The organism is Pseudomonas sp. 9Ag, from assembly GCF_902506445.1.
Lineage (GTDB): Bacteria > Pseudomonadota > Gammaproteobacteria > Pseudomonadales > Pseudomonadaceae > Stutzerimonas > Stutzerimonas stutzeri_AB.
The window spans coordinates 693,217-712,193 of the sequence record NZ_LR733836.1 but is presented as its reverse complement, the minus strand read 5'-3'; the positions used below and the strand labels follow the sequence as shown (position 1 = coordinate 712,193).

Genomic DNA, 18,977 nt, shown 5'->3' with positions numbered 1-18,977 from the left:
AACAAGCAAAGAATCAGTGGATGTCTTTCCAGTATTCCCGCTTGAGCAAATAAGCAAACACGAAGAAGAACGCTAGGAACAGCAGTACATAGGTACCGATGCGCTGGCTCTCCAACTTGACCGGGTTAGCTGAGTAGGCAAGAAAGGACACCAGATTCTTGATCTTCTCGTCGTACTCGGCTTCAGTCAGCTCACCAGTACCAGGCACAACCGTCATCGCATGGCAGTCTTCGTGAGTGATCGGAGTGCCGGTTAGCGGGTCGAACTGCTTACGGCCGTCTTCGACAATCTGAACCTGCTTGCACGCTACTGACTCGCCTTCAGGCAGTTTGCTTGGCAAAACCTGACGACCCTGCAACGGAGCCAACACGTGAGGCATGCCCACATTCGGGAATACCGTGTTGTTGACGCCATACGGGCGCGTAGGATCCTCGTAGAAACTGCGCAGGTAGGTGTACAGCCAGTCGTTACCACGCACTCGCGCCACCAGTGTCAGATCCGGAGGCGCAGCGCCGAACCAGGTCTTGGCCTCATCAGAGCTCATGCCTATCTTCATGTGGTCGCCAATTTTGGCGCCAGTGAAAACTATGTTGTCGAGCATGATCTCTTCGGGGATACCAAGATCTGTCGCAACACGCTCATAGCGCTGATACTTCGCGCTATGGCAGCCCATGCAGTAGTTTGTAAAGGTCTGTAGACCGTCTTGCAGGGCCACCTTGTCGGTCAGATCAATATCGACCTCATCCAGGTGAACGCCAGTGCCCGCGGCGAAACCGAAGGCTGGCACCAGTGCAAGAATCAATGCAGCAAATTGCTTTTTCATCAGCCAGCCACCCTTTGCGGAACTACTTTGGTCTTCTCGAGCTTGGTATAGAACGGCATCAGGATGAAGTAGCCGAAGTAGATAGCAGTACAGATCCGAGATACCAATGTGCGCTCAGGCGTCGGAGAAAGGACACCAAGCACGCCGAGGATGACGAAGGAGATACAGAACAGTATGAGAGCAATCTTGCTCATCCAGCCCTTATAGCGCATCGACTTGACCGGACTACGGTCGAGCCATGGCAGCACGAACAGGACGGCGATGGCTGCACCCATGGCAATCACGCCAAGCAGCTTGTCCGGAACCGCACGAAGGATCGCGTAGTAAGGCGTGAAGTACCAAACCGGCGCAATGTGTTCAGGCGTCTTGAAAGCATTCGCCACTTCGAAGTTCGGCTTCTCGAGGAAGTAGCCGCCCATTTCCGGGAAGAAGAATACGATGGCGCAGAACACGAAGAGGAACACCACCACACCCACGATATCTTTAACCGTGTAGTACGGATGGAACGGAATGCCATCGAGCGGCACGCCGGCTTCGTTCTTGGTCTTCTTGATGTCGACGCCCATCGGGTTGTTCGAGCCCACCTCATGCAGCGCAAGGATGTGCAGCACGACCAGCCCGAGGATCACGATCGGCAGAGCGATGACATGCAGCGCGAAGAAGCGATTCAGGGTGATGCCGGAGATCAGGTAATCACCGCGAATCCACTGAGTCAGATCATCGCCGATGACAGGAATGGCACCGAACAGCGAAATGATCACCTGGGCGCCCCAGTAGGACATCTGACCCCATGGCAGGAGGTAGCCCATGAAGGCCTCAGCCATCAACGCCAGATAGATCATCATGCCGAAGATCCAGACCAGCTCGCGCGGCTTCTGGTAGGAGCCGTACAGGATCCCTCGGAACATGTGCAGGTAGACCACGACGAAGAATGCCGACGCCCCGGTGGAATGCAGGTAGCGAATGATCCAGCCGTATTCGACGTCCCGCATGATGTATTCGACTGAGGCGAACGCACCCTCTGCAGACGGCTCGAAGCTCATCGTCAACCAAACGCCGGTCAGGATCTGATTCACCAGAACCAACAAGGCGAGAGAGCCGAAGAAATACAGAACGTTGAAGTTCTTCGGCGCGTAGTACTTACTCAGATGGTCTTCCCACATCTTGGTCGCGGGGAAACGCGCATCGACCCATTCCATGAACTTGCTCATCACGCGCTCTCCTGATCCACGCCGATAATGACCACAGAGTCAGTTTCGTAGCTGTGTGGGGGAACCGGTAGATTCAATGGCGCAGGTTGACCTTTGTAGACACGGCCAGCCATATCGTATTTCGAACCATGGCACGGGCAGAAATAGCCACCAAGCCAATCAGCTCCGAGGTCAGCCGCCGCCACTTCCGGGCGGAAGGATGGGGAACAACCGAGGTGCGTGCAAAGTCCGACGACTATCAGCACCTCAGGCTTGATCGACCGAACGACCGGATCAACATAAGCGGGCTGCACGGACGCTTCCGATTTCGGATCAGCGACCGTATCAGTCAGCTTGTCCAGATTAGTCAGCGTCTCCTCGGTACGACGAACGATAAACACCGGCTGACCGCGCCATTCGGCCACCATTTGCTGGCCTGGCTCGATCTTACCGATATTTACCTTAACCGGTGCACCGGCTGCCTTGGCCTTGGCACTTGGGAACCACGATCCCACGAACGGGACCGCGGCACCCACCGCTCCTGCAGCACCTACTACCGAAGTAGCGGCTACGAGGAAGCGACGCCGGCCAGCATTCACGCCGTCATTGCTCATTCAGTCGTCTCCCATCAGTTTCTTATGGCCTACCGAAAGCAGGCGTCTACTACGTAAAAACAGCCGCGAAAAAATTCGCCAAATGGTAAAGAAAACCCCCTCTCGTGACAAGGTAATAACCGGATACAACCCTGCCTAAGGCCCCGAAAATCGGGACCTTACGCGTGACAAGCTGTCGCAGGAGCGAAAAGCCGCCCATAAAAAAACGCCCAGCTCGAGAGAAGCTGGGCGTTCTTTTTGAGAAGCCTGAATTAGCGCTTCGAGTACTGCGGACGCTTACGCGCCTTACGCAGGCCAACTTTCTTACGTTCAACTTCGCGAGCATCGCGAGTAACGAAGCCAGCTTTACGCAGAGCAGGACGCAGGGTCTCGTCATACTCCATCAGGGCACGAGTGATGCCGTGACGGATCGCACCGGCCTGACCACTCACACCACCACCCAGAACGGTGACGTAGATGTCGAACTTTTCGACAGTCTCGGTCAGTTCCAGAGGCTGACGAACGACCATGCGAGCGGTTTCACGCCCGAAGAAGTTGTCCAGCTCACGGTTGTTGATGGAGATTTTGCCAGTACCCGGACGCAGGAATACGCGTGCGGTTGCAGTCTTACGACGGCCAGTGCCGTAGTTTTGAGTCGCCGACATAATGAACTATTCCGTTAAATCTTCAGTTCTTGGGGCTGCTGAGCGGTATGCGGATGATTAGCACCCTTATACACCTTCAGCTTACGGTACATGTCGCGACCCAGCGGGTTCTTAGGCAGCATGCCCTTGACCGCGGTCTCGATCACACGCTCTGGCGCCTTGGCGATCAGCTTCTCGAAGTTGATCGACTTGATGCCACCCGGGAAACCGGAGTGAGAGTAGTACATCTTGTCGGTGGTTTTCGCACCGGTAACACGCACTTGCTCGGCATTGATAACGACGATGTAATCACCGGTATCGACGTGAGGGGTATATTCCGCCTTGTGCTTGCCACGCAGGCGGCTAGCGATTTCGGTTGCCAGACGACCCAGGGTCTGGCCGGCAGCGTCGACGACGAACCAGTCGCGCTTGACGGTTTCCGGTTTAGCAGTAAAAGTCTTCATTCGTTATAGCCTCAGGGGCCGCCCTGAAAATAAGACGGCGAATCTTACTGAATGGTGCTCGCCCTGGCAAGACCAGGACAGCCGGAAACAGACGCTATCGGGGGCTCGGGTCAGCGCGTCCGCTACGGCAGTGTTCGGTAGGCTTGGCATCCCCTACCTTGTTTTTGCGTCAACGGGCTAGGCATCCCCGGCGACAGGCTGCGGAATTATCCGGATTACCAGGCAAATAGCAAGCAGCTTCTCGCCGTTCTGAGCAAACGGCGTGTCGGGGCGAAATCATTGAGCCGCTGCCAGTAGCCGCCTACGGCGACGGGTAGCCCCGCACCACTGCGAAACAGGAAACTTATCGCCAGCGTTACCATCCCAAACCGATATCTATTCAAACGCAAGGACACTGCATGGAAAAGCGCCAACTAGGCCGTACTGATCTTGATGTCACGGCGCTCTGCCTGGGCACCATGACCTGGGGCGAGCAGAATGATGAAAGTGAAGCTTTCGCCCAAATGGACTGCGCGAAAGCTGCAGGCATCAATTTCGTCGACACCGCCGAAATGTATCCGGTGCCACCTAAGCCTGAGACCTATGCCACCACGGAGCGCTACATAGGCAATTACTTCAAGGCACGCGGTAATCGTGCCGACTGGATCCTGGCCAGCAAGATCGCTGGCCCCGGCAACGGCATCAGCCACATCCGCGATGGCAAGTTGAAAATGAACCGGCAGCACATCGTTGCGGCACTTGACGCCAGCTTGCAGCGCCTGCAGACGGACTGGATCGATCTCTATCAGCTGCATTGGCCAGAGCGCAGCACCAATTTCTTTGGTCAGCTGGGCTACCACCATCTGGACCAAGACTTCACCCCAATCGAAGAAACCCTGGAAGTGCTCGACCAGCAAGTGAAAGCCGGCAAGATCCGCCATATCGGTCTGTCGAACGAAACGCCATGGGGCACCATGAAGTTTCTACAACTCGCCGAATCCCGAGGTTGGCCCCGCGCCGTTTCGATCCAGAACCCGTACAACTTACTTAACAGGACCTTTGAAGTCGGCCTCGCCGAAATTGCCATGCGCGAGCAATGCGGTCTCCTCGCTTACTCGCCACTGGCCTTCGGCATGCTCAGCGGTAAATACGAGCAGGGTGCACGACCAGCCGGAGCACGACTGACCCTATTCAGTCGCTTCGCGCGCTACGCCAAGCCGGAGTCGCAGGCGGCATGCTCACGGTATGTGGCGCTTGCCAGGGAGCACGGACTGGACCCTGCACAAACGGCCCTGGCCTATGTAACTCAACAGCCTTTCGTAACCAGCAACATCATCGGTGCAACTTCAATTGAGCAACTCGAAAGCAATCTCGCCAGTTCTGAATTGCGTTTGTCAGCCGAAGTACTCGAATCCATAGAAGCCATTCACACCGCGCAACCCAATCCCGCCCCCTGAGGAATCATGGACCAATCACCCGGCAATGGTGACACTGTGCAAGCGTTGCCGTCGCCACCAGTCATAACTCTTGGCGCAAGGAGCGCATAGATGATCGCTGCCGAATTGCTTGCCCCGACCAGCCTTGTGCTGGGGTGGCTGCTTTATGCCGCCGGACTGATATGGGCCTGCATGCGTGCACCCTGGGTGGAGCTGTTCAGCGATACGCGGCGCCAGCACCTGCTGTTCGGTGCGGTCCTGGCGATCTTTCTGCTTTGGTTGGTCCGCCGAGACTTCGATTCGGGCTTGTCTTTCCACTTCATTGGACTGACTGCGGTCACGTTACTGCTCGACTGGCCCTTGGCGATTCTCGCCGCCTTTGTCGCCCAGCTTGGATTGACGGTCACAGGCCACCAGCAATTGGTTGCCCTCGGCCTGAATGGCGTGCTGCTGGTATTGATACCGGTGACGGTCACCGAAGCTTGCGCGATCGCCGTGGAGCGCACCCAGCCTCGCAACCTATTCGTCTATATATTCTTTTCAGGTTTTTTTGCAGCCGGCCTCGCGACCCTGATCTGCATCCTGGCAGGGCTCGGGATCTTGCTGATCGACGGCCTCTATCCAATGCCGCCCTGGCTGGACGACTTCGCCGGGTACATCTGGCTGGTGATGTTTCCCGAGGCATTTATCAACGGCGCGGTCGTCAGTGCGTTAGTGGTGTTCTATCCGGACTGGATGGAAACATTCAACCGCAGTCGCTACTTGCAAGCTCCGTGGAAAGACGACAGCAACGATGATATGTGAGTAAGCCGTAGCGCTAGCCAGCCGCACAACCAAGCCGCGACGCGAACGCGCCCTCAGTGCTGGCGCGGCGGCATATCGTCAGAGAACAGATCATCTTCAAGCTCATTACCTGGGATCGCGTGCTCTTCCGACGCCCAGGCACCCAAGTCGATCAGTTTGCACCGCTCCGAACAGAAAGGACGATTCGCACTTTTCACACTCCACTCGACCGGCGCGCCGCATGTGGGACATTCAACAACCGTAGCACTCATTCCTGACCTCCTCGTAGCGTCAGATAAAATTCATGTAGCCGTTTGACCTCGCTTTCCAGCCAAGCCCGGTCCCGATCATTGACCAGCACATCATCAGCATGACGCAAACGCTCTTCGCGGCTGATTTGTGCGTTGAGAATGGCGCGGATCTGCGCTTCGCTGGATTGGTCACGCTGGATGGCGCGCTCCAGCTGCAGCGCCTCTGGCACATCAACCACCAACACGCGCGCAACTTGCTGGTGTTGACCGGACTCCACCAATAGGGGCGATACCATGATCGCGTACGGCGAGGTCGCCCGAGAGAGGTGCTCAGCGACTTCCCGGCGTATCAGCGGGTGCAACAGTTGCTCAAGCCATTTGCGCTGTTCAGGCTCTCGAAACACCAACTCGCGCAGTGCCGCCCTATCCAGCCCCCCGTCGGACGCAAGAACACCGTCGCCGAAACGATCAACAATCAGCCCCAGAGCCGGCCGGCCCGGCTCGACAACCCAGCGCGCAGCATGATCGGCATCGACCCAGTGCACACCGAGGCGGCCGAATGCTTCCACCACTGCGCTCTTGCCGCTGCCGATACCACCCGTCAAACCAAGCACCCAAGGCTTCATTAAAAAACGTCCCGAGGATTAAACGACGCGCAGTAGTACCGTTTGAGATACAAGGATGCAAGCGCGAGGTCGATTCCCAGCGGAATCGCTCGACCTTTCCAGAACTGAATAAGCCAGCTTTCACAGACGGTGGTATGCCCATCAACACAGCACATCGCAGCCTGTAGAACCTTGAAGGGAAGATGCACACCCGAGCGCAGGGACTCAACATTTCCGGTCACAAGAAGCTGTGCGACAACTGCAAGCAGCAACGAGCTGCTGCTCAGTCAATGGAGCCCGCGATCGCCCCACCGCTGCCAGGGAGTGGCCAAATAGTGGGACGGGGAAACGATGATCAACCCCTAATGCCCGGGCCATTAGAACCTGGCGAATTGCAGATAGGCTGCAGTGATCTGATCACCCCAGAGCAGCGCAACCCAACCCGCAATCGCTAGGTAAGGACCAAAGGGAATGGTCGTGCCGCTGTCAGCCTTTTGCATGCGCAGCATGATGGTGCCTAGCACCGCGCCCACAACTGACGAGAGAAGAATGGTCTGCGGTAATACTTGCCATCCACCCCAGGCGCCCAGCATCGCCAGCAGCTTGAAGTCGCCATAGCCCATACCCTCCTTGCCGGTCACGAGCTTGAAAAGCCAGTACACAGACCAGAGACTTAGATAACCGGCAACCGCTCCCCACACCGCATCAGGCAACGGCGCGAACAATCCAAAATAATTGACAATCAAGCCCAGCCAAAGCAAAGGCAACACAATGGAGTCAGGCAGCAGCTGATGATCGACATCGATCATGCTCATCGCCAGCAGGCCCCAGGTTAGCAACAGCATTGCCCCAGCCTGCCACGAGAAGCCGAAATGCCAGGCCACATAGGAGGACAAGAGGCCGCAGAGCAGCTCGACCAACGGGTAGCGACGGCTGATCGGCGCACGACACGACGAGCACTTGCCACGCAGCGCTAACCAGCTAACCAAGGGAATGTTTTCCCAAGGACGTATTTCGTGAGCGCACTGCGGGCAGTGAGAGTTAGGCAGAATCAGATTGAAGGTCGTAGTCGGCTCAACGGGCAACTCAAGATATTCACGCGCCTGAGCGCGCCAGTCCCGCTGCATCATGATCGGCAGGCGATGGATCACCACGTTGAGAAAACTGCCCACCAGCAGGCCGAGCACCAGTACGCATAAAACAAAGGCCAGCGTGTTGCTGGCCAGAAAAGTCACCACATCCATTTTTAGACGACAGCCCCAAGCTGGAAGATCGGCAGGTACATGGCAATGATCAAACCACCCACCAGTACGCCCAATACCGCCATGATCATTGGTTCCATGAGCGCGGTAAGCCCATCCACCATGTTGTCCACTTCATCTTCGTAGAAGGTCGCGACCTTCGCCAACATCTCATCCAGAGAGCCCGACTCTTCACCAATGGCGGTCATCTGAATCGCCATGCTCGGGAAGGTCCCAGTGGTGCGCATGGAGAAGTTCAGCTGCATACCGCTGGATACATCGCTCTTGACCTTCATCGTAGCGTTGCGGAACACCACGTTGCCGGTAGCACCTGCGACCGAGTCAAGCGCATCAACCAACGGTACACCCGCCGCGAAGGTGGTCGCCAGGGTCCGCGCAAACCGCGCCACCGCCGACTTGTAGAGGATATCTCCCACAATTGGCATTTTGAGCAGGAAACGATCAAACCAGTTGCGAAAACCTTCGGACTTGCTGTGGGCCGTTTTAAACGCGTAAGCAGCGCCGAATAAACCAAGCAGAACAACGTGCCACCAGGCCTGCAAAGCCTCCGACAACCCGATAACCATCAAGGTAAACGCCGGCAGTTCGGCGCCAAAGTTGGCGAACACGTCTTGGAACTGAGGCACCACTTTGATCAATAGAATGGCCGACACGATAATCGCTACCAGCACCACCGCGATGGGGTAATTCATCGCTTTCTTGATCTTGGCCTTCAGCGCCTCGGTCTTTTCCTTATAGGTCGCAACGCGATCCAGCAAGGTTTCCAGGGAGCCGGACTGCTCGCCAGAATCGACCAGGTTGCAATAGAGATCATCGAAGTATTGAGGTTTCTTACGCAGCGCCGTAGCGAAGCTGTTACCCGCCGCAACCTCCTGCTTGAGGTCGTCGACCAGCTTGCGCATGTTCGGGTTATCGAAACCCTCGCCAATGATGTCGAATGACTGCAGCAGCGGCACGCCGGCCTTCATCATCGTTGCCATTTGGCGAGTGAACAGCGCGATGTCCATCGGCTTGATCTTTTTGCCAGCGCTGAACAGCGACACCGACTTCTTGCGCACCTTCTGCGGGTTAACCCCCTGCTTGCGCAGCTGCGCCTTGACCAGCGCCGGGCTTACCCCGCTCAACTCGCCTTTGATCTTCGCGCCCTGCCTGTTCGTCCCTTCCCAGGTGAACACACTGGTCTTTATCGCTTTCTGCGCCATGTTAATCCTTGGTCACCCGGTTGACTTCTTCCAGGCTTGTCACGCCCTGCATGGCTTTTACGAGAGCCGAAGTACGCAGATCGTTGAAGCCGTCTTTACGCATCTGGGTGGAAATGTCGATGGAGTTGCCGTCTTCCATGATAATCCTGGCCAGTGCCGGCGTGTTTTTAACCACTTCATAAATACCGACACGGCCTTTGTATCCGCCTTTGCAATTCTCACAGCCTATCGGGCCATAAATTTTGAAGGTTCCGATCTTATCGGCAGGAAAACCCTCCTCCAGTAGGGCTTCGCGGGGCAACTCCACCTCTTTCTTGCAACTACTACACAGCTTGCGCGCCAGCCGCTGGGCGATGATCAGGTTGACCGAGGTGGCGATATTGAATGCAGCCACGCCCATGTTGCGCAAACGGGTCAGGGTTTCCGCCGCGCTGTTGGTGTGCAGCGTTGACATCACCATGTGGCCGGTCTGTGCGGCCTTGATGGCAATTTCGGCCGTTTCCAGGTCTCGGATCTCGCCGACCATGATGATGTCCGGATCCTGGCGGAGAAACGCGCGCAACGCCTGGGAGAAGTCCATGCCCTGACGCGGGTTGACGTTGACCTGGTTGATGCCTTCTAGATTGATTTCTACCGGGTCTTCGGCAGTGGAAATGTTTACGTCTACCGTGTTGAGAATGTTCAGGCCGGTATAGAGCGATACCGTCTTGCCCGATCCCGTAGGGCCGGTTACTAGAATCATGCCCTGCGGCTGCTTTAGGGCATTCATGTACAGCGCTTTCTGATCCTCTTCGTAGCCCAGCGCATCGATGCCCATTTGTGCACTAGACGGGTCGAGAATCCGCATGACGATCTTCTCGCCCCAGAGGGTCGGCAATGTGTTGACGCGGAAGTCGATAGACTTGGTCTTGGACAGCTTCATCTTGATCCGGCCGTCCTGCGGCTTGCGCCGCTCGGAGATATCCAGCCCAGCCATAACCTTCAGACGTGCTGAAATACGCGGAGCCAGCTGGATCGGTGGACGGGCTACCTCGTGCAAAATGCCGTCCGTCCGCAGTCGGACACGGAATGCTTTCTCATAGGGCTCGAAATGCAGGTCCGATGAGCCGCCACGAATAGCGTCGAGCAGCATCTTGTTGACGAAACGCACGACCGGCGCGTCGTCGGCGGCCTCGCCTGCACCATCATTCGCTGAATCATCATCCGAAACGGTTTGAACGTCGACCCCGTCCAGGTCCACGTCACCGAGATCCTCAAGGCCCGAGGTTGCGCTTTCGAAAAACTTGTCGAGGGCCAAGCCAAGCTTGTCGTCCTCGACCAGGATCGCCTCGGTTGTTAGCCCGGTACTGAACTGGATATCTGATACGGCCTGCTGGTTGGTCGGATCCGACACAGCCAGGTACAGCTTGTGCCCACGTTTCATCAGCGGCAATACACGGTGCTGGCGCGCCAACTTTTCAGAGACGACGTCCTTTAATTGGCTTTCCTTATCCAGCGCGTTGAGGTCCATGTATGCGACCCCAAACTGCTCAGCTGCCAGCTCAGCCACCGCCCGGCCATTGGCGAGCTTGTTCTGCACGACATAGGTCACGAGCGACAGCTTGTTACGCGCCGCCTGCTGTTGCGCTTGCTGTGCAATCTTGTCGTCGAGCAGGCCGGCTAACACCATCTGCTTGGCTAGGCCGGAAAGGGCAACGTTGTCGGTCATAAGCGCGGTTCTTCTGAATTAATGCTCGCCTTATAGCGCAGATAGCCAAGCGTGCCAAATGACGTCCTTGCAGGTGACGAAATTTGTCAGAAGCGCGCGAATACAGGCAGCGTGCATAGTTCGCATTGTTTCGCAAATCCGCGGAAATCATGGGCTGCAATAGTTGGCACGCCGACTGCAGTAGCGATTGCAGGCTCAATGCCTCAATACTTAAGGAGATACACTGTGAAAGCTCAAGCACAAAAAGGTTTTACCCTGATCGAACTGATGATTGTTGTGGCAATCATCGGTATTCTGGCTGCAGTTGCTCTGCCCGCCTATCAGGACTATACAACCCGCGCCAAGGTATCTGAGTTAATACTCGCAGCATCGTCTGCCCGCACTGCAGTCGCCGAGGCAGCCTCCATCCAGACAGGGACGACCATGCCTACCGCGAGCGCCGTTGTAATCGATACACAAGCCTCAAAGTATGTTGCAAGCGTTGCATATGCTGCCGGTGTCGTTACAGCTACTGCTACGAGTGAAATTGCTGGGGGCGGCACCATTACAATGACTGGAACCAAGACTGCAAACGGCCAAGTGACCTGGGTTTGCGGCGGCACGATTGCTGCTAAGTATCGTCCGGCCAGCTGCCAAGGTTAAACTAACAGAATAGTCATATATGACTAATTAGCTTTTGAAAGTGCCCCGGTAACTCGGGGCATTTTTTTGCTTGATCAGGCGAACAGCGACATGAACGTTAAAATGGAGCCGCTAAGGCTGTTAATGCTTGCTGCTTCTGTATGCTTTATGGCTGCCTGGACGCTGCCTAACCACAACCAACCATGGCCTACAGCCTATCAGGAATTTGCGGCTTTTTTTGCATGCTTGCTGTTCCTATTCGCCCTGACCCTTCACTCAAAAATTGCAATACCTATTTCGCTATTACTGTTATTTTTTCCAACCTTAATCCCACCACTTCAATATGGATTCAAAATAATCCATTTCTCTGGTGATGCGTGGATCGCCGCCATATACTTGGCTGGCTTTGCACTGATGATAGTAGTTGGGTATAACTTCGCCATCTGCGAAGTCTACCGAAAAATTAGCGCACAATTTATTTCGGGTGCATTTATAGCTGCCGCACTATTATCATCCTGGATTGCTTTGCGTCAGTGGCTAATCATTTCAAACAGCATATGGGAAGTAGATATAGCCATTGGCGCTCGCCCGTACGCCAATCTAGCCCAAGCCAACAACTTTGCGACACTGCTATGCCTTGGATTATCGGGAACATTATACTTTTACCAAACCGCAAAAATTGGCAGAATAGCAGCCAGCTTAACTTGTCTTATCTTAATCTTTTGCCTTGCATTGACACAGTCTAGGACGCCATGGGTAACCCTTATAGCGGTAATAGGATTCTGGAAATGGAAGGCCTCTGCACAAAGCTACCGCCTATCGACGCACCACCTAATTGGCTGGGCGTTGGTTTACTTTCTCTTTGTCTCCGCCCTACCACAAATATCCGAATACTTGGTTTTACCCAGCACCCCCATATTGACACGCGCAAGTTCTCTAGAGCGCTGGAATTTATGGCTACAGCTTTGGCAGGCCGCATGGAAATGCCCTATATGGGGATGCGGCTGGAACCAGATTAGCATTGCACAAGTAAACGTATCTCTAACTCACCCTCTACCTCTCGCAAGCGATCATAGTCACAACATTTTGCTAGACCTTCTCCTTTGGAATGGCGTTCCACTTGGAACGCTGATGATAATGGTCATAGTTGCATGGCTGGCTCGCTTGGCTTGGACGGCGAAGTCTGAAGAAGCTCTCTTCGCCCTAATATGCTCCGGATTAATTATCGGGCATGGATTATTAGAATACCCGCTGGAGTATGCCTATTACTTGCTTCCTCTAGGTCTTTTATTGGGAGTGGCGGCAGCTGAGCTACCGTCTAGAGCTCAGATAAACTTCCCACGATGGGCATTGGCCGCTATCCTAATCATGGGCTGTGCTCTGTTTTCAATTTACTGGAAAGAGTATCGAACAGTGGAAGAGGATTATCGCCTTCTTCGATTTGAGATTGCCCGCATAGGCTCTATTAAAGCACGACAACCAGCACCAGACGTCCTTATGATCAGTCAACTGCGGGAAAAAATCCGTTTTTTCCGCACACCGATAACAGACACACTAAGCGAAGGTGATTTAGAGAAACTTAGTAAGATAGCCTACCGTTACCCTAGCCCAATAACATTGCACCGTTACGCCTTGGCGTTAGGCTTGAATGGCGGTTATGTCGAAGGGTATAGGCATCTGCTTATATTGCGAAACCTGTATGGGAATGACGTCTACTTTCAAAGTATGGATAGCATTTACGTGGAAAGCGAGCACCATCCGCAGCTGCTCATAATGCTTGACCAAAGTAAGTTATCCAATGTTGATTGAGATCTCCGAGATACATTCGATAAAGGCGCTTCCGTCGTTTACCGAAAATCGGCTGCATCCTCACCCGAGCATCGCGGCTATATGCCCAACTGGAATGTCGGATTGCGCTCTTGATCAATCCAACATTATTTGGCTGAGCAGTGATAGCCCGCAGAGCGCTTCGTGATGGTTATATTTCAGTAAATGCGCCCTGCATAAGCAGGGCGCTTTGTATCCCGTGACGGCGCTAGATAGCGCCGCGCTTGCGCAGCAGATCGATCACCTGCTTGGCACTCTCCTCGACCGTAAGCGACTCCGTGTCGATCACCAGATCAGCGCTCGCCGGCACATCGTAGGGGAAGGACTCGCCCGGGATGTTGTCACCGCCAGCCGCATACAACCCCTGCGGATCGCGCTGCTGGCAAGCCTGCGGGGAAGCCTGAACATACACGGTGATAGCCCGGTCGCTGCCAATCAGCGCCTTGGCCTGCTCGCGGCCTTCTGCATCCGGAGCGACAAACGCAGCCAGGGTCAGCAGACCGGCCTCGTTGAACTGGCGCGCCACGTGGGCGGCACGGCGCCAGTTTTCGGTGCGGCCGGCGCGGTCCTGCGGAAGACCTTTGTTCAGGTCGTGGCGCAGGTTCTGCCCATCCAGCACATACACGGCGCGGCCCATGTCGAACAGCTTGCGCTCGACCGCGTAGGCCAGGGTGCTCTTGCCGGCACCAGACAAGCCGGTGAACAGCACGGTTGCCGGCTGCTGACCGAAACGGCTGGCACGCTCTTCGGTGGAGACATGAGCCAGCGCACCGTGGTGTCCGAACGAGCCGTGGGCGACCGGGTCGGCAATGATCATGCCCGCGCCGACGGTACCGTTGGTGAGTCGATCAATAATGATAAACGAGCCGGTAGCCGGGTTCCTCGCATAACCGTCCAGCGCGATCGGCGCGTCGAGGCTGACCTTGACCCGCCCGATCTCGTTCAGCTGCAGGCTACTGGCCGGGCCATGCTCCAGGGTGTTCACATCCACTCGGTGAGTGATGCTGGCAATCGAGCCGGGTACATAACTGGTGGCACGCTTGATGTCGTATTTCTTGCCCGGCAGCATGGACTCTTCGGCCATCCACACCAGCATGGCGTCGAAGCTGTCCGTGATGCGCGGTTGGTTATCCGCGTGGACCAGCATATCGCCGCGCGACACATCGATCTCGTCTTCAAGCGTCAGCGTGATGGCTTCGCCCGGAGTCGCCTGCTCCAGCTCACCATCGAAGGTGACGATGGATTTGACGGTGCTGCGCTTGCCGGACGGCAATACCACCACCTCGTCACCCTTGCGCACGATGCCGCTGGCCAGTGTGCCAGCGAAACCACGGAAGTTGAGGTTGGGACGATTGACGTACTGCACCGGGAAGCGTAGGTCCTCGAAGTTGCGGTCGCCCGCGATCTCGACGCTTTCGAGAATTTCCATCAGCGATTGCCCTTCATACCAGGGCGCGCGCTCGGAACGATTGACCACGTTGTCGCCCTTGAGCGCGGACATTGGCACGAAGTGCAGCGACGACGGCTTGAGCTCGATACGCTCGGCAAAGGCCAGGTAGTCGGCCTTGATGCGCTCGAACACCGACTGATCGAAGTCCATCAGGTCCATTTTGTTGATGGCCACGACGATGTGCTTGATGCCCAGCAGCGAGGTGATGAAGCTGTGCCGCTTGGTCTGGGTCTGCACGCCGTAGCGGGCGTCGACCAGGATGATCGCCAGGTCGCAGGTGGAGGCGCCGGTTGCCATGTTGCGCGTGTACTGCTCATGGCCGGGAGTGTCGGCGATGATGAACTTGCGCTTGGCGGTGGAGAAATAGCGGTAGGCGACATCGATGGTGATGCCCTGCTCGCGCTCAGCCTGCAGGCCGTCGACCAGCAACGCCAGGTCGACGTCATCGCCGGTGGTGCCAGACTTCTTCGAGTCACGGGTGATGGCTTCAAGGTGATCTTCATAGATCATCTTTGAGTCGTGCAGCAGGCGCCCGATCAAGGTGCTCTTGCCGTCGTCGACGTTGCCGCAAGTCAGGAAGCGCAGCAGCTCTTTGCGCTCGTGCTGGGCTAGGTACGCGAGGATGTCCTCGCTGATCAAATCAGACTGATGAGACATGGTGCAGAATCCTTAGAAGTAGCCCTGACGTTTCTTTTCTTCCATCGAACCTGCGCCATCGTGGTCGATGACGCGGCCCTGACGTTCGGAAGTTCGCGTCAGGAGCATTTCCTGGATGATTTCCGGCAGGCTCGATGCAGTCGACTCCACCGCACCGGTCAACGGGTAGCAGCCGAGGGTACGGAAGCGAACCATGCGCTTCTCGATGCGTGCCTTTTCCTCATCGGTGAGGTGTTCGAGGATGCGCTCGTCGTCGATCATGATCAGCGTGCCGTTCTTCTCGATGACTTCGCGTTCTGCAGCGAAGTACAGCGGCACGATTGGGATCTGTTCCAGATAGATGTATTGCCAGATGTCCAGCTCGGTCCAGTTCGACAGGGGGAAGACGCGGATGGACTCGCCCTTCTTCACGTTGCCGTTGTAGACGTTCCAGAGTTCCGGGCGCTGATTCTTTGGGTCCCAACGATGCTTGCTGTCGCGGAAGGAGTAGACGCGCTCTTTGGCACGCGACTTCTCTTCGTCGCGGCGGGCACCGCCGAAAGCGGCGTCGAAACCATGTTTGTCCAGCGCCTGCTTGAGGCCCTCGGTCTTCATGATGTCGGTGTGCTTGGCGCTGCCGTGAGTGAACGGATTGATGTCTTGCGCCACGCCGTCCGGGTTGATGTGCGTGATCAGGTCCAGATCCATTTCATTGACCATCTGCTCGCGGAAGCGGTACATCTCCTGGAATTTCCAGCGCGTATCCACGTGCATCACCGGAAACGGCAGACGCCCGGGGAAGAAGGCCTTACGCGCCAGATGCAGCATCACGGCCGAATCCTTGCCGATGGAATAGAGCATCACCGGGTTGTCGAACTCGGCGGCCACCTCACGGATGATGTGGATGCTTTCCGCCTCCAGCTGTTTCAGATGCGTCAGTTTGTCGACCATGGCTACTCACGAATTTTGCAGGTGGGACGGCCGGCACGGCCGGAACGAGGGCGCACTTTAACACGGCATAAGATTCTAATCAGGACGCCACTTAGATCTAAATGCTCTAGCTTTATGCCGGGCAAAACCCTGCCTCAGTTGCACTTCAACCAGCGCCTAAACCTCCATAGCGCCGATCACGCGGGGTTTGGGCAATCGATGAACAGATGCTCGATGGCAAACCGCTTCGCCAGATACTCACCCAACGCCTGCACGCCGTAACGCTCAGTGGCGTGATGGCCGGCGGCAAAAAAACTCAGCTCGTTTTCGCGCGCGATGTGCGCCGTCGGCTCTGAAATTTCTCCCGTCAGGTAGGCATCGACGCCTGCTGCTACCGCTTGGTCGATATAGCCCTGTGCGCCACCGGTGCACCAGGCGACCCGCCTGATCAAGCCAGGGCCTTCGACCATCACCGGCTCACGTCCGAGCGCGCTTTGAATCCGCCGCATGAACTCGACAGGCGCGAGGGGCGTATCAAGGGAACCGACAAGCCCGACCGAACGAGGATTATCCGGCTCCAGCGCACCCTCGACAGTCAACCCAAGCAGGCGAGCCAACTGCACGTTGTTGCCGACCTCCGGATGAACGTCGAGCGGCAGATGGTAGCCCAGCAAGCTGATGTCATTGCAGAGCAGCGTTTTAAGCCGGCGCTGCTTCATACCCACTACACGTGGGTCTTCGTTCTTCCAGAAATAGCCATGGTGCACCAGCACCACATCGGCATTAGCCTCGACTGCGGCATCGAGCAGCGCCTGGCTGGCGGTCACGCCACTGACGATGCGCCGCACCTGCGGACGCCCCTCTACCTGCAGGCCGTTGGGACAATAGTCGGGAATCTTTGCCGCGTTCAGGAATCGGTCGGCTTCATCGACCAGAGTGGTCAGCGCGACGGCCATGCAGTCGTTCTCCTACGGGATCAGTGAATCGAAGTGGGTTCATCGGCGAATAGCAGACGGGACAAACAGCAGATATGTTGCGGATTAAGCAATCCACAGGTCGCGTTGCAGTTTTGCCGCCAGCAAGGCTGCATTTCACGGCCAGCTTCGTATAATGCCGCCACCTTAAGAGGCGCTCTCGCCTTCCGCAACCTGTCCGGACTTCCCATCGCGATGATCAATGCCCTGCGTTTTTTTGGCTGGCCGTTGCTGGTAGGCCTGCTAGTGGCCCTGCTGATCATTCAGCGTTACCCACATCTGGTTGGACTTGGCGCCGAGCCGGAATACAGCCTGCAGCAAGCACCGCTGATCGGCATTCCCCAGCAAGGCCCCTACTCCTACGCCAATGCGGTTAGCAGCGCTGCGCCCGCAGTGGCCAATCTCTACACCACCAAGGTGATCGATAGCGCCAGCCAGCCGCCGATGCTCAAGGACGATCCGCTGTTTCGGCGCTTCTACGGGGACAACCTGCCGCGTCAACGTCGCATGGAATCGAGCCTGGGCTCGGCGGTGATCATGAGCCCGGAGGGCTACCTGCTCACCAACAATCACGTGACGGCAAATGCCGAACAGATCGTCGTGGCCCTGCGCGACGGCCGGGAGACGCTTGCCCGAGTGATCGGCAGCGACCCCGAAACTGATCTTGCTGTGCTCAAGATCGACCTGGCAAAGCTGCCTGCGATCACCATTGGTCACTCAGACGGCATCCGGATTGGGGACGTGACGCTGGCAATCGGTAACCCGTTCGGCGTTGGGCAAACCGTGACGATGGGTATCATCAGCGCGACCGGCCGCAACCAGCTTGGCCTCAACACCTACGAGGATTTCATCCAGACGGACGCAGCGATCAACCGCGGTAACTCGGGTGGCGCACTGGTGGACACTGCGGGCCAACTGATTGGTATCAACACTGCGATCATTTCCGAGTCCGGCGGCTCGCAAGGCATAGGCTTTGCCATCCCGGTGAAGCTCGCCATGGACGTGATGAAGTCCATCATCGAGCACGGCCAGGTCATTCGCGGCTGGCTCGGCGTCGAGGTGCAATCGCTCACACCGGAGCTGGCTGAGTCGTTCGGTCAGGCCGGCCGGCCCGGGATCGTGGTGGCCGGCGTGTATCGGGATGGGCCTGCTGAACGCGCCGGCCTGTTGCCGGGCGACCTTATCCTCAGCATCGATGGGCACCAAGCCAGCGACGGTCGCAGCTCGATGAACCAGGTTGCCCGCGTGCGGCCTGGAGACAAGATCGATATCGACATTCTGCGCAACGGCAAGCCGCTGACGCTGACGGCCGAAGTGGGCATGCGGCCACTGGTGGAGAAAACTACGCAGTAACCGCCTGTTCGGGCAAAGCGGTCACTGTCGCTAATCGCACTCGACGCTCATCAAGTAGATTTCTTCGAGCTGCCACAAAGCGAAACCCTTAGCGCCGCCTCAACAAGGTAGAGAGGCCGCCGCAGATGCTCGATACGCTCTTGCAATTACCTTATTGCCCGGTTCTGCACCGAGCACAAGGCTCGGAGACAGCGAGCCGCGCTGCAATCGCCACCGACCAGAGGCAGGCGCTGCAAGCAACACGAG

At 56.6% G+C, this 18,977-nt stretch carries 18 protein-coding genes; 5 read left to right on the top strand and 13 right to left on the bottom strand.

All coding sequences use genetic code 11. The features are described from left to right. Positions 1 to 13 precede the first annotated feature (13 nt). The 5 genes from ALTERO38_RS03255 to rplM form a co-directional block, all read right to left on the bottom strand. A complete protein-coding gene (locus ALTERO38_RS03255; protein WP_159967256.1) occupies positions 14 to 823 on the bottom strand; it encodes a cytochrome c1 in 810 nt (269 codons plus the stop codon). After that, positions 823 to 2,034, bottom strand: coding sequence for a cytochrome bc complex cytochrome b subunit (locus tag ALTERO38_RS03250; protein ID WP_148925086.1), 1,212 nt, complete (start codon positions 2,032 to 2,034; stop codon positions 823 to 825). Before ALTERO38_RS03250 ends, ALTERO38_RS03255 begins: the two co-directional genes overlap by 1 nt. Next, positions 2,034 to 2,627, bottom strand: a complete 594-nt coding sequence (gene petA / locus ALTERO38_RS03245) for a ubiquinol-cytochrome c reductase iron-sulfur subunit (RefSeq protein ID WP_159967255.1) — start codon at positions 2,625 to 2,627, stop codon at positions 2,034 to 2,036. Before petA ends, ALTERO38_RS03250 begins: the two co-directional genes overlap by 1 nt. A gap of 251 nt (positions 2,628 to 2,878) precedes the next feature. Beyond that, the gene (gene rpsI / locus ALTERO38_RS03240) at positions 2,879 to 3,271 is read right to left on the bottom strand and encodes a 30S ribosomal protein S9 (RefSeq protein ID WP_021209313.1); all 393 of its coding nucleotides are present in this window, start codon (positions 3,269 to 3,271) and stop codon (positions 2,879 to 2,881) included. A 14-nt stretch (positions 3,272 to 3,285) separates the two neighbouring features. Continuing rightward, positions 3,286 to 3,714: a 50S ribosomal protein L13 gene (rplM, locus tag ALTERO38_RS03235; protein ID WP_019342644.1), complete on the bottom strand. Its 429-nt coding sequence runs from the start codon at positions 3,712 to 3,714 to the stop codon at positions 3,286 to 3,288. A gap of 398 nt (positions 3,715 to 4,112) precedes the next feature. Here rplM and ALTERO38_RS03230 point away from each other — a divergent pair, with 398 nt between their 5' ends. Together ALTERO38_RS03230 and ALTERO38_RS03225 are read left to right on the top strand one after the other, a co-directional pair. Further along, positions 4,113 to 5,150: an NADP(H)-dependent aldo-keto reductase gene (locus tag ALTERO38_RS03230; RefSeq protein WP_159967254.1), complete on the top strand. Its 1,038-nt coding sequence runs from the start codon at positions 4,113 to 4,115 to the stop codon at positions 5,148 to 5,150. A 90-nt stretch (positions 5,151 to 5,240) separates the two neighbouring features. Then, positions 5,241 to 5,933, top strand: coding sequence for an energy-coupling factor ABC transporter permease (locus tag ALTERO38_RS03225; protein WP_159967253.1), 693 nt, complete (start codon positions 5,241 to 5,243; stop codon positions 5,931 to 5,933). A gap of 53 nt (positions 5,934 to 5,986) precedes the next feature. Here the strand turns inward: ALTERO38_RS03225 and yacG are convergent, their stop codons facing one another. From yacG to pilB, 5 genes are all read right to left on the bottom strand, one after another. Next, positions 5,987 to 6,184: a DNA gyrase inhibitor YacG gene (gene yacG, locus ALTERO38_RS03220; RefSeq protein ID WP_148925090.1), complete on the bottom strand. Its 198-nt coding sequence runs from the start codon at positions 6,182 to 6,184 to the stop codon at positions 5,987 to 5,989. Further along, a complete protein-coding gene (coaE, locus tag ALTERO38_RS03215; protein ID WP_159967252.1) occupies positions 6,181 to 6,789 on the bottom strand; it encodes a dephospho-CoA kinase in 609 nt (202 codons plus the stop codon). The genes yacG and coaE overlap by 4 nt, the downstream gene beginning before the upstream one ends. Before the next feature lie 356 nt (positions 6,790 to 7,145). Next, positions 7,146 to 8,012 (bottom strand): A24 family peptidase, encoded by an 867-nt coding sequence (locus ALTERO38_RS03210; RefSeq protein WP_159967251.1) that lies wholly within the window; start codon positions 8,010 to 8,012, stop codon positions 7,146 to 7,148. Between the two features lie 2 nt (positions 8,013 to 8,014). Next, entirely contained in the window at positions 8,015 to 9,232 is a 1,218-nt protein-coding gene (locus ALTERO38_RS03205) for a type II secretion system F family protein (RefSeq protein ID WP_159967250.1), read from the bottom strand. A 1-nt stretch (position 9,233) separates the two neighbouring features. Further along, the gene (gene pilB, locus ALTERO38_RS03200; RefSeq protein WP_159967249.1) at positions 9,234 to 10,940 is read right to left on the bottom strand and encodes a type IV-A pilus assembly ATPase PilB; all 1,707 of its coding nucleotides are present in this window, start codon (positions 10,938 to 10,940) and stop codon (positions 9,234 to 9,236) included. A 225-nt stretch (positions 10,941 to 11,165) separates the two neighbouring features. On the opposite strand from pilB, the gene ALTERO38_RS03195 reads away from it, so the two are divergent. Both ALTERO38_RS03195 and ALTERO38_RS03190 read left to right on the top strand, forming a co-directional pair. Continuing rightward, positions 11,166 to 11,582 (top strand): pilin, encoded by a 417-nt coding sequence (locus tag ALTERO38_RS03195; protein ID WP_306109782.1) that lies wholly within the window; start codon positions 11,166 to 11,168, stop codon positions 11,580 to 11,582. A gap of 90 nt (positions 11,583 to 11,672) precedes the next feature. Beyond that, complete coding sequence (locus ALTERO38_RS03190) at positions 11,673 to 13,370, top strand: PglL family O-oligosaccharyltransferase (RefSeq protein ID WP_159967247.1); 1,698 nt, start codon at positions 11,673 to 11,675, stop codon at positions 13,368 to 13,370. Between the two features lie 226 nt (positions 13,371 to 13,596). Here ALTERO38_RS03190 and cysN read toward each other — a convergent pair whose 3' ends face one another. The 3 genes from cysN to ALTERO38_RS03175 form a co-directional block, all read right to left on the bottom strand. Then, on the bottom strand, positions 13,597 to 15,495 hold the full coding sequence (gene cysN / locus ALTERO38_RS03185) for a sulfate adenylyltransferase subunit CysN (protein WP_159967246.1): 1,899 nt from the start codon (positions 15,493 to 15,495) through the stop codon (positions 13,597 to 13,599). A gap of 12 nt (positions 15,496 to 15,507) precedes the next feature. Next, positions 15,508 to 16,425, bottom strand: coding sequence for a sulfate adenylyltransferase subunit CysD (gene cysD, locus ALTERO38_RS03180; RefSeq protein WP_159967245.1), 918 nt, complete (start codon positions 16,423 to 16,425; stop codon positions 15,508 to 15,510). 176 nt (positions 16,426 to 16,601) lie between these two features. Continuing rightward, positions 16,602 to 17,360: a Nif3-like dinuclear metal center hexameric protein gene (locus ALTERO38_RS03175; protein ID WP_159967244.1), complete on the bottom strand. Its 759-nt coding sequence runs from the start codon at positions 17,358 to 17,360 to the stop codon at positions 16,602 to 16,604. Positions 17,361 to 17,573: 213 nt separating this feature from the next. Here ALTERO38_RS03175 and algW point away from each other — a divergent pair, with 213 nt between their 5' ends. Then, entirely contained in the window at positions 17,574 to 18,731 is a 1,158-nt protein-coding gene (gene algW / locus ALTERO38_RS03170) for a Do family serine endopeptidase AlgW (protein ID WP_159967243.1), read from the top strand. The last annotated feature ends 246 nt before the right edge of the window (positions 18,732 to 18,977 follow it).

Bases quoted from the DNA above. Each gene is read 5' to 3' on its own strand.
- ALTERO38_RS03255 (WP_159967256.1), bottom strand. From the start codon at position 823: ATGAAAAAGCAATTTGCTGCATTGATTCTTGCACTGGTGCCAGCCTTC.
- ALTERO38_RS03250 (WP_148925086.1), bottom strand. From the start codon at position 2,034: ATGAGCAAGTTCATGGAATGGGTCGATGCGCGTTTCCCCGCGACCAAG.
- petA (WP_159967255.1), bottom strand. From the start codon at position 2,627: ATGAGCAATGACGGCGTGAATGCTGGCCGGCGTCGCTTCCTCGTAGCC.
- rpsI (WP_021209313.1), bottom strand. From the start codon at position 3,271: ATGTCGGCGACTCAAAACTACGGCACTGGCCGTCGTAAGACTGCAACC.
- rplM (WP_019342644.1), bottom strand. From the start codon at position 3,714: ATGAAGACTTTTACTGCTAAACCGGAAACCGTCAAGCGCGACTGGTTC.
- ALTERO38_RS03230 (WP_159967254.1), top strand. From the start codon at position 4,113: ATGGAAAAGCGCCAACTAGGCCGTACTGATCTTGATGTCACGGCGCTC.
- ALTERO38_RS03225 (WP_159967253.1), top strand. From the start codon at position 5,241: ATGATCGCTGCCGAATTGCTTGCCCCGACCAGCCTTGTGCTGGGGTGG.
- yacG (WP_148925090.1), bottom strand. From the start codon at position 6,184: ATGAGTGCTACGGTTGTTGAATGTCCCACATGCGGCGCGCCGGTCGAG.
- coaE (WP_159967252.1), bottom strand. From the start codon at position 6,789: ATGAAGCCTTGGGTGCTTGGTTTGACGGGTGGTATCGGCAGCGGCAAG.
- ALTERO38_RS03210 (WP_159967251.1), bottom strand. From the start codon at position 8,012: ATGGATGTGGTGACTTTTCTGGCCAGCAACACGCTGGCCTTTGTTTTA.
- ALTERO38_RS03205 (WP_159967250.1), bottom strand. From the start codon at position 9,232: ATGGCGCAGAAAGCGATAAAGACCAGTGTGTTCACCTGGGAAGGGACG.
- pilB (WP_159967249.1), bottom strand. From the start codon at position 10,940: ATGACCGACAACGTTGCCCTTTCCGGCCTAGCCAAGCAGATGGTGTTA.
- ALTERO38_RS03190 (WP_159967247.1), top strand. From the start codon at position 11,673: ATGAACGTTAAAATGGAGCCGCTAAGGCTGTTAATGCTTGCTGCTTCT.
- cysN (WP_159967246.1), bottom strand. From the start codon at position 15,495: ATGTCTCATCAGTCTGATTTGATCAGCGAGGACATCCTCGCGTACCTA.
- cysD (WP_159967245.1), bottom strand. From the start codon at position 16,425: ATGGTCGACAAACTGACGCATCTGAAACAGCTGGAGGCGGAAAGCATC.
- ALTERO38_RS03175 (WP_159967244.1), bottom strand. From the start codon at position 17,360: ATGGCCGTCGCGCTGACCACTCTGGTCGATGAAGCCGACCGATTCCTG.
- algW (WP_159967243.1), top strand. From the start codon at position 17,574: ATGATCAATGCCCTGCGTTTTTTTGGCTGGCCGTTGCTGGTAGGCCTG.